The 7,810-nt window shown below is 44.6% G+C and carries 6 protein-coding genes; all 6 read right to left on the bottom strand.

What is annotated here, in order from left to right; genetic code table 11:
* Positions 1 to 242: 242 nt before the first annotated feature.
* Positions 243 to 2,072: a hypothetical protein gene (locus ABFQ95_06595; protein MEN8237190.1), complete on the bottom strand. Its 1,830-nt coding sequence runs from the start codon at positions 2,070 to 2,072 to the stop codon at positions 243 to 245.
* Positions 2,073 to 2,178: 106 nt separating this feature from the next.
* On the bottom strand, positions 2,179 to 2,667 hold the full coding sequence (gene nuoI / locus ABFQ95_06590) for an NADH-quinone oxidoreductase subunit NuoI (protein MEN8237189.1): 489 nt from the start codon (positions 2,665 to 2,667) through the stop codon (positions 2,179 to 2,181).
* A 4-nt stretch (positions 2,668 to 2,671) separates the two neighbouring features.
* On the bottom strand, positions 2,672 to 3,688 hold the full coding sequence (gene nuoH, locus ABFQ95_06585) for an NADH-quinone oxidoreductase subunit NuoH (GenBank protein ID MEN8237188.1): 1,017 nt from the start codon (positions 3,686 to 3,688) through the stop codon (positions 2,672 to 2,674).
* Entirely contained in the window at positions 3,681 to 5,750 is a 2,070-nt protein-coding gene (gene nuoG / locus ABFQ95_06580; protein MEN8237187.1) for an NADH-quinone oxidoreductase subunit NuoG, read from the bottom strand. Before nuoG ends, nuoH begins: the two co-directional genes overlap by 8 nt.
* Entirely contained in the window at positions 5,743 to 7,002 is a 1,260-nt protein-coding gene (gene nuoF, locus ABFQ95_06575) for an NADH-quinone oxidoreductase subunit NuoF (protein ID MEN8237186.1), read from the bottom strand. Before nuoF ends, nuoG begins: the two co-directional genes overlap by 8 nt.
* Before the next feature lie 598 nt (positions 7,003 to 7,600).
* On the bottom strand, positions 7,601 to 7,810 hold a 210-nt coding region (locus tag ABFQ95_06570; GenBank protein MEN8237185.1), incomplete at its 5' end, for a hypothetical protein.

Here is a 7,810-nt window from a genome sequence, read left to right as displayed (position 1 = left end):
TCAACATTTGAAAATTTCATGGCTCTGATGGTGTAGTGTGCCCAGAGGAATCTCGTTTTTAGAAATTTCACGGGCACTCTCAACAGATGCGACAGAACCACAGATAAAACTAAATTAGTTGAAAATGGTTGGGTTGGAAATGGAGTGAGACAGTTACAAAAAAGTTGCATAAAGTAAGTAAAGTTGCAAGAAGGACCACCTCACGAATACTTCACGTAGGTGGCCTTTATTAATGATGTCTATTAATGAAATTCAAAAGAACTGTACTTAGGATCTTTTGTGCTAAATTTTTGTAGCTTTTTGAAACGTTGCAAATCTCCAAGGAACTCCGCACAAAAGTATATATCATTACGATTCGCGCCCATTATTAAACCATCTACGTGGAGTTCTTTCAGATTGGCAAAGAGCTGCAAATGCGAAAACTTTAGAAATGTTTCTGGACTTATACACTGGTCTCCGATACAGATTCTACTCGATTGGAAAAACAAGTCAGTGTAAAGATTTCCAACAATGGTCAATCTTTTTAGGTTTGGTTTATTCTGTAGTCCTTCTAAAATTAACCTCTGGTAATTGTTGTAGCATATATTATCAAAATCATTAAATTCTGTATGTATTGTCAAATCAACCACAGACGAATTATTTTTCAAGGAGTCCACAAATTCTCCATCAGGATCAGCGTAGTCTTCATCAGAGATCATAATGCTATATGGAGTCCCCATATCTTTATATATATCCAAATCAGGTTCCACCAAAGACTTACTCTTGGCTAACGCAACTAAATTCACAGCTATAAAGTGAGTTGCACCAGCAGGTGCAAAAGGACCTTTAAACACCCATTGATAATCAGTTTTATTCTCTTCATTAATGGTTAACCATGGCTGCGCAGGACTGTTTGGATCAAAGATAGTAATGCTATCTTTGATGAATCGACCGTTGTCAGCAGATAAAATTGGTGGATGCTGTTCCATAAATTTCAAAAACTCTACCCCGCGATTCTCTCTCGTTTCTGCAGGAAAAGGGTATGGATTTTTAAAATTAGAAAACGCATCATCTAGTTTCTTAGAATATTGAGATTCAATTTTTGTTTCTGAGGCAACAAATTTACTATCATCACCCATTTCCACTAAAGAGCAATAAGGAAGATTTTTAATCACCTTTTTACGAAGTTTTTCTTCTGTTTTTCCATTTTTCATTTCTCTTACTTTACGTTCTATTGTTAAATTATTTTGCTTTGCCTCAGCAATAGCTTTCTGTTCAAGTTCAACTCTAATGCAGTCTCCCTTCAAACCAGCAAATTCCCTTCGGCCAACACCTTGACTTTTTTGCATCGTTACCCGCATTTCTCGCGTACCAACAAAAGTATCCTCAGGAAGTACTTTTGCTAACATCTTTTCCACGGAAAACCCAGGAGCATTAATCATAAATTTACGATCTGGATTACGCATAAGCATAACCTTAGCAGCAAAAGAATGTAGATCTAAAGATATACGTTTGACGCGATCTCCTGACCTTTCAGCAGAGAATGTAATTCCCATATGTGAGGTAATTAATGCCTTCGGAGATGAAGTCACAGTTACAAACATTTCAATATTTTTGGCAAAACATGATCTTTCAGGAATTACATCTTGAGAATTGTATGAAGCTATATCACTACTATTTATTCTTGGGGCAAGAGCATTTGTAATATAGGCAACCCAAATTTCATTTTCTATATATGAAATTTCTTTTAGCACTCTTTTGAAATGAAGAGAGCCATCCCCCGTTGTTCCCCCTGATGGTAGATTCCTGCTTGCGTAACCGATAACTCTAGGATTAGCCTGAACAGATATATAATTGCTCCAAAGATCGTAATTATGAATGTCAATTTTTTCCATAGCCAGCCATAATTTCTTTCCGGTTTGACTGCGCATTCTCCCATAATAAAAGTTACCGTCACCTTTTTGAACATTGGGGAATGAATAATGTCGTTGTTCACTACTGTCTTGAAGATTTGATCCAAAAACTGGATTAATGAACGGAGCCAAGAGCACCCCACACAATGAAATTAATGATTTTTTAGAAAAACTTAACATTTAATACTCCATAATAAAAAATAAACCCTATATTAAAAATAGGAACAATTTATAATGTTGTCAATACTTAAATATTTATAACCAGTGATATTTAAATCACACCAACCTACCGATACTTCGCATCTGCCTCTAAATTATCCGACAGTGCTCTCTCCCAACGATCCCCATTGTCTAACAGTTTTTCCTTGTTATAAAGCAACTCTTCGTGTGTCTCAGTGGCAAACTCATAGTTCGGTCCCATGACGATGGCATCAACGGGACAGGCTTCTTCACACAGGCCGCAGTAGATGCACTTGGTCATGTCGATATCATAACGGGTGGTGCGGCGGCTGCCATCAACGCGGGGCTTAGCATCAATGGTTATGGCCAAAGCTGGACACACGGCTTCACACAACTTGCAAGCAATACAACGTTCCTCACCATTGGGATACCGTCTTAAGGCGTGTTCCATGCGAAATCGGGGGCTGAGTTTGCCTTTTTCATAAGGGTAATTAATGGTTGCTTTACGGCGAAACATATAACGCCAAGTCAAGAACATGCCACGTATGATATCGAGCAACAGAAAGCTTTTTAAGCCACGGACAAATGCGTGTATCAATTTATCCTCCAGTGTCCGGCAACATGTCAAAGTACAATAATGTGCCCGACGTCAGCACCACGAAAAATAGTGACAATGGCAAAAATACCTTCCAGCCCAAGCGCATCAGCTGGTCATAGCGATATCGAGGCAGTGTGGCTCGAACCCACAAAAACAGGAATAACATGAAAGCAATCTTAAAGGCAAACCAGACAAACCCAGGCACAACCTTGAAAATAGCAAACGACAACGGCGGCAACCAACCTCCTAAAAACAAAATACTGGCGGTGGCACTCATCAAAATCATGTTAGCGTATTCGCCTAAGAAAAACAGGGCAAAGGGCATGGAGGAGTACTCGGTGTTATAGCCACCCACAAGCTCCGCTTCAGCCTCAGGCAGGTCAAACGGCGACCGGTTGGTTTCAGCCAGGGCCGAGATAAAAAACATAACAAATAAAGGAAATAGGGGTACGACAAACCACACGCGGCTTTGCGCCAGCACGATTTCCCGCAAATTCATCGATCCAGCACAAATTAAAACGTTAACGATAATCAAACCAATCGACACTTCGTAAGAGACCATTTGTGCTGCCGAGCGCAGGGCACCTAAAAAAGGATACTGAGAATTACTGGCCCAACCCGCCATAATCACGCCATAAACGCCGAGTGAAGAAATGGCAAACAGGTATAAAATGCCCACATTGATATCAGCAAATACAAAAGTCGCATCCATAGGAATTACAGCCCAGGCCATTAAGCTAAGGCTAAATGTCACAATAGGTGCCAGCAAGAAAATCATCGGGCTAGCCCGCGTTGGAACAATGATTTCCTTATGCAATAGTTTCAGGGCATCGGCTATCGGTTGCAAAAGGCCAAAAACGCCAACAACGTTGGGCCCACGCCGCAGTTGCATCGCTGCAATGATACGACGTTCCGCGTAAACGAGATAGGCGACTGATAGGATCAGTGGAATGACCAGCAGGATAATTTGTCCCGTAAGGATCAAGAGTGAGAGTATGGTTGGCCATATTTCAAGCATTGGTTCTCTCCCCTTCTCTGTCCAGCAACTCCTGGCTACACTTAGCCATCGTCACAGAGTGCCGACTAATGGAATCGGTCATATAAAAGTTACCCGACCAGGGTGCAAGAGGCTCTTTACTAACATCTCCCAATTTCTCAAACGGCAACCATTTTTCTGGCCTCACCTCATCAAAGCTCGCAAAGATGGGGTTGATCTGAATCATACGTTCGCGCAGCTGCTCTAACGTATCATAAGACAAAGTCTTGTCCAAAACATCAGAGAGCGCCCGAATGATCTTCCAGTCCTCACGGGCATCTCCTGGAGCTCTTGTTGCCACCTCGGTTCGTTGCACCCGTCCCTCAGTATTGACATAAGTCCCTGATTTTTCGGTGTAAACAACACCTGGCAAAATCACATCGGCAACGGCTGCCCCTGCATCACCATGGTGTCCCTGGTAAATGACAAAAGTTTTATCAAGGCCATCAGTTGGAATTTCATCGGCGCCTAACAACCACAGCACATCAAGTTTGCCGATTTCGGCTGCTTGCAGCATAGCAGCACAATCCATGCCTTTAGGCCCTGGCACAAAACCAATATCCAATCCCCCCACCTGGGCAGCGGTCGTGTGCAACACATTAAAGCCATTCCAATCAGGGCGAATCATTTTAAAATGCCCAGCGGTGCTTCCAGCCCAAGATAAAATCTGCCCAGCATCTTTGCGGCGCAACACAGTGCTGCCCACAATTAACATCGGATTTTTGGCTGCCTGTAACACCTTGGCAAAGGGGTGCTTACCACTGATAAGTTCTTGCAAAACTTCCAAACCGGCACCCAAGTCCTCAACGGGATAGGTTAACTCATGCCTCTTAGAAACAGGAGTTCCAATGCGGGCAACTTTTAAACCACCTTGCAAATAGCTTTTGCGAATGCGGGCATTGATCAAGGGCGCTTCATAGCGTGGATGCGTTCCCACCAGCAGGCAAACGTCCGCGTCTTCAATTCCAGCAATCGATGTATTGAATAGATAATGCGCCCTGCAAGAGGTAGCAAATTTCTCGCCCCGCTGGCGGCAATCATAATGCGGGCTACCGATTGCTTGCAGCAAATCCTTTAGAGCCGCCATCGCCTCAACATCAACCAAATCACCAGCAATTGCTGCAATCTTTTCTGCTTGAATACCTTTAAATCTTTTCTCAATTTCTGCAAAGGCTTCATCCCAGGTTGCCGGAATCAACCTGCGGTCTCTTCGAACGTAAGGAGTATCTAGTCGTTGATTCAAGAGGCCATCACACGCATAACGGCTCTTATCCGAGATCCATTCCTCGTTGATGCCTTCATGCAATCGCGGCAGAATGCGCATCACCTTGGCTCCATAAGCATCAACACGAATATTGCTGCCCACTGCATCTAAAACATCAATGCTTCCCGTTTTGCTCAGCTCCCACGGACGACCTTTGTAGGAGTACGGCCGCGAGGTCAGCGCTCCCACCGGGCATACGTCCACCACGTTACCAGAAAGTTCTGAGGTCAACGAGCGATTGAGGTAACTCACAATCTCCATATGCTCACCTCGCCCGGTGGTGCCAAGCTCAGGCACCCCTGCAATATCGGTGGCAAACCGCACGCAACGTGTGCAATGGATACAGCGGTTCATGAAGGTACGAATCAGGGGCCCCATGTGTTTGTCCGCCACGGCTCGTTTCGGGTGCGTATACCGGCTGCGATCTCGGCCATAGGCCATCGCTTGGTCTTGCAGATCACATTCACCACCCTGATCACAAATGGGGCAGTCTAATGGGTGATTGATCAGCAAAAATTCCATCACCCCTTCCTGGGCTTTTCTTACTTTTTCTGAACGAGTATGCACAACCATATTATCCATAACAGGTTGCGCGCAACTAGCCGCTAGCTTTGGCATACCCTCTATTTCTACTAAGCACATCCGGCAATTGCCAGCAATTGCAAGCTTGGGGTGATAACAAAAGTACGGCACCTCAATGCCTGCCAAATGAGCCGCTTGTAGCACGGTAGCCCCTGCTGGCACTTCGTATTCTTGGCCGTTAATTGTCACTTTAGGCATGGCTAACTCGCTTTTCCACATCATCCCGGAAGTGACGCAACAACCCCTGAATTGGCCAAGCGGCTGCATCTCCAAGGGCACAAATGGTATGTCCTTCAATCTGATAGGTCAGTTGCTCCAGTTTGTCGATGTCGGCCTTGCTGCCTCGCCCCAGCGATAGATCATTTAAAATACGCCACATCCAACCGGTACCCTCTCGGCACGGCGTACACTGACCACAACTTTCTTCCATATAAAATTTGGCCAGGCGGGTAATCGCTTGTACCAGATCGGTGGACTTATCCATGACAATCACAGCACCCGTTCCCAGACCGCTCTTGACCTCTTTTAAGCTATCGAAATCCATCAACACGGTTTCGCAAGTGGATTTGGGGATTAGTGGCACCGATGAGCCACCAGGAATAACTGCCAACAGATTATCCCAACCGCCGCGCACGCCATCGGCATACTTTTCAATCAATGTTTTTAGGGGAATGCTCATCTCCTCTTCCACCACACAGGGGCGATTCACGTGACCAGAAATACAAAACAACTTGGTTCCGGCATTATTAGGCCGCCCAAAACTGGCAAACCAATCAGGGCCACGCCGCAAAATAGTTGGCACCACAGCAATCGATTCCACATTATTAATGGTGGTAGGACAACCATACAATCCATATTGAGCTGGAAATGGAGGTTTAAGCCGGGGGAAACCTTTATTCCCTTCCAAACTTTCCATCAATGCCGATTCTTCACCACAGATATAAGCCCCAGCGCCTCGGTGCAAATGCACATCAAAATCCCAACCAGACTTGGCAGCATTTCTGCCCAACAACCCAGCGCCATACGCTTCATCAATCGCCGCTTGCACACACTCGGCTTCTCGGTAGAACTCGCCACGAATGTAGATGTAGGCCGTATGTGCACTCATAGCAAAGCCAGCAATCAATGCGCCCTCAAGCAATTTGTGCGGCTCATGCCGCAAAATTTCTCGGTCCTTGCAAGTGCCTGGCTCACTCTCATCGGCATTGATCAACAAATAATGTGGTTTTTCGCTGGGTGCGGGCATGAACGACCATTTAAGGCCAGTGGAAAATCCGGCCCCTCCCCGGCCGCGCAATCCCGAATCTTTGATCTCTGTGATCACTGCGGCCGGACCAATGGACATCAACTCAAGTGTCCCATCCCAATCTCCCCGCTTGCGGGATGATTTGAGGTCAGCTCCCAGCTCACCGTGTAGATTAGCAAAAATGCGATCCTTTGGCGCTAGCACGAGTCAATCCCCTCTAAATTGAGGTTAGTAAAAAGTGTCAATTTGTGTCTAAGTATCTCGGGCAGAGCACTCACTTCAGCTTATCCTTCATACACCAGGTACGCAGGTGATTATAGAGGAAAAAGTGCCTGGGCTAAACAGGCAATTGTTTTTATCTATACTGAAGTGAAGTGAAATCAAAATTTACTCGCTAATTTTAGGGTGGTTCAAATCGAGGTTACAACCTCATCGTACATCATCCTGGACGTCGCATTTGCAGTTCATGGCCATAAGGCCAGTGAGAGTAGCAGTTGATGTTATGCCAATTTTCCGGCTCTTTTGCGTTTTGAGTGGGTAAGCTGAATTTTAGGTAGGCGAACAGCGTAGTTTCAGTTGATAAAAATCCAAATTTCCAGCAATTAAACAAACCATCGTTTTAAATAATTTATTCTTATACCCTTTTGCTTTTCTTTTTGTTACTTGTTTGTTGCAAATTCGTGGGGGCGGCAATGAGCCCCCACGAATTTGCGACAAAAAATGGGTCTCAGTATAGTTCCTCTCCTGACTCCCCATCTTTATAAGCAAAAGTACTCTCTTGTACAAATATACCGAAGTGAAATCAAAACCTCTGTCTCCTGATACGCTCGAAGTGCCCATTTACCCAAGTAAACTGCAAGCTGGTAGCTATCATTAAACTAGAGGTTTTGATTTCACGAGAGTATATTATCCTAATATCTAAACATTGCTTCTTTGGATCTTTTTGAATATCAGAAGTATACCCAAGAGATGTCATCCGTGATGCCCTGGAAAATAAGGCACTTGAGTCGAT

Source organism: Pseudomonadota bacterium, from assembly GCA_039714795.1.
Lineage (GTDB): Bacteria > Pseudomonadota > Alphaproteobacteria > JAGOMX01 > JAGOMX01 > JBDLIP01.
Note: the sequence above shows the minus strand (reverse complement) of the source record. Positions and strands in the feature narration are given on the sequence as shown.

What these genes read in the sequence shown, in the direction of transcription:
- ABFQ95_06595 (MEN8237190.1), bottom strand. Translation starts at nt 2,072, where the DNA reads ATGTTAAGTTTTTCTAAAAAATCATTAATTTCATTGTGTGGGGTGCTC.
- nuoH (MEN8237188.1), bottom strand. Translation starts at nt 3,688, where the DNA reads ATGCTTGAAATATGGCCAACCATACTCTCACTCTTGATCCTTACGGGA.
- nuoG (MEN8237187.1), bottom strand. Translation starts at nt 5,750, where the DNA reads ATGCCTAAAGTGACAATTAACGGCCAAGAATACGAAGTGCCAGCAGGG.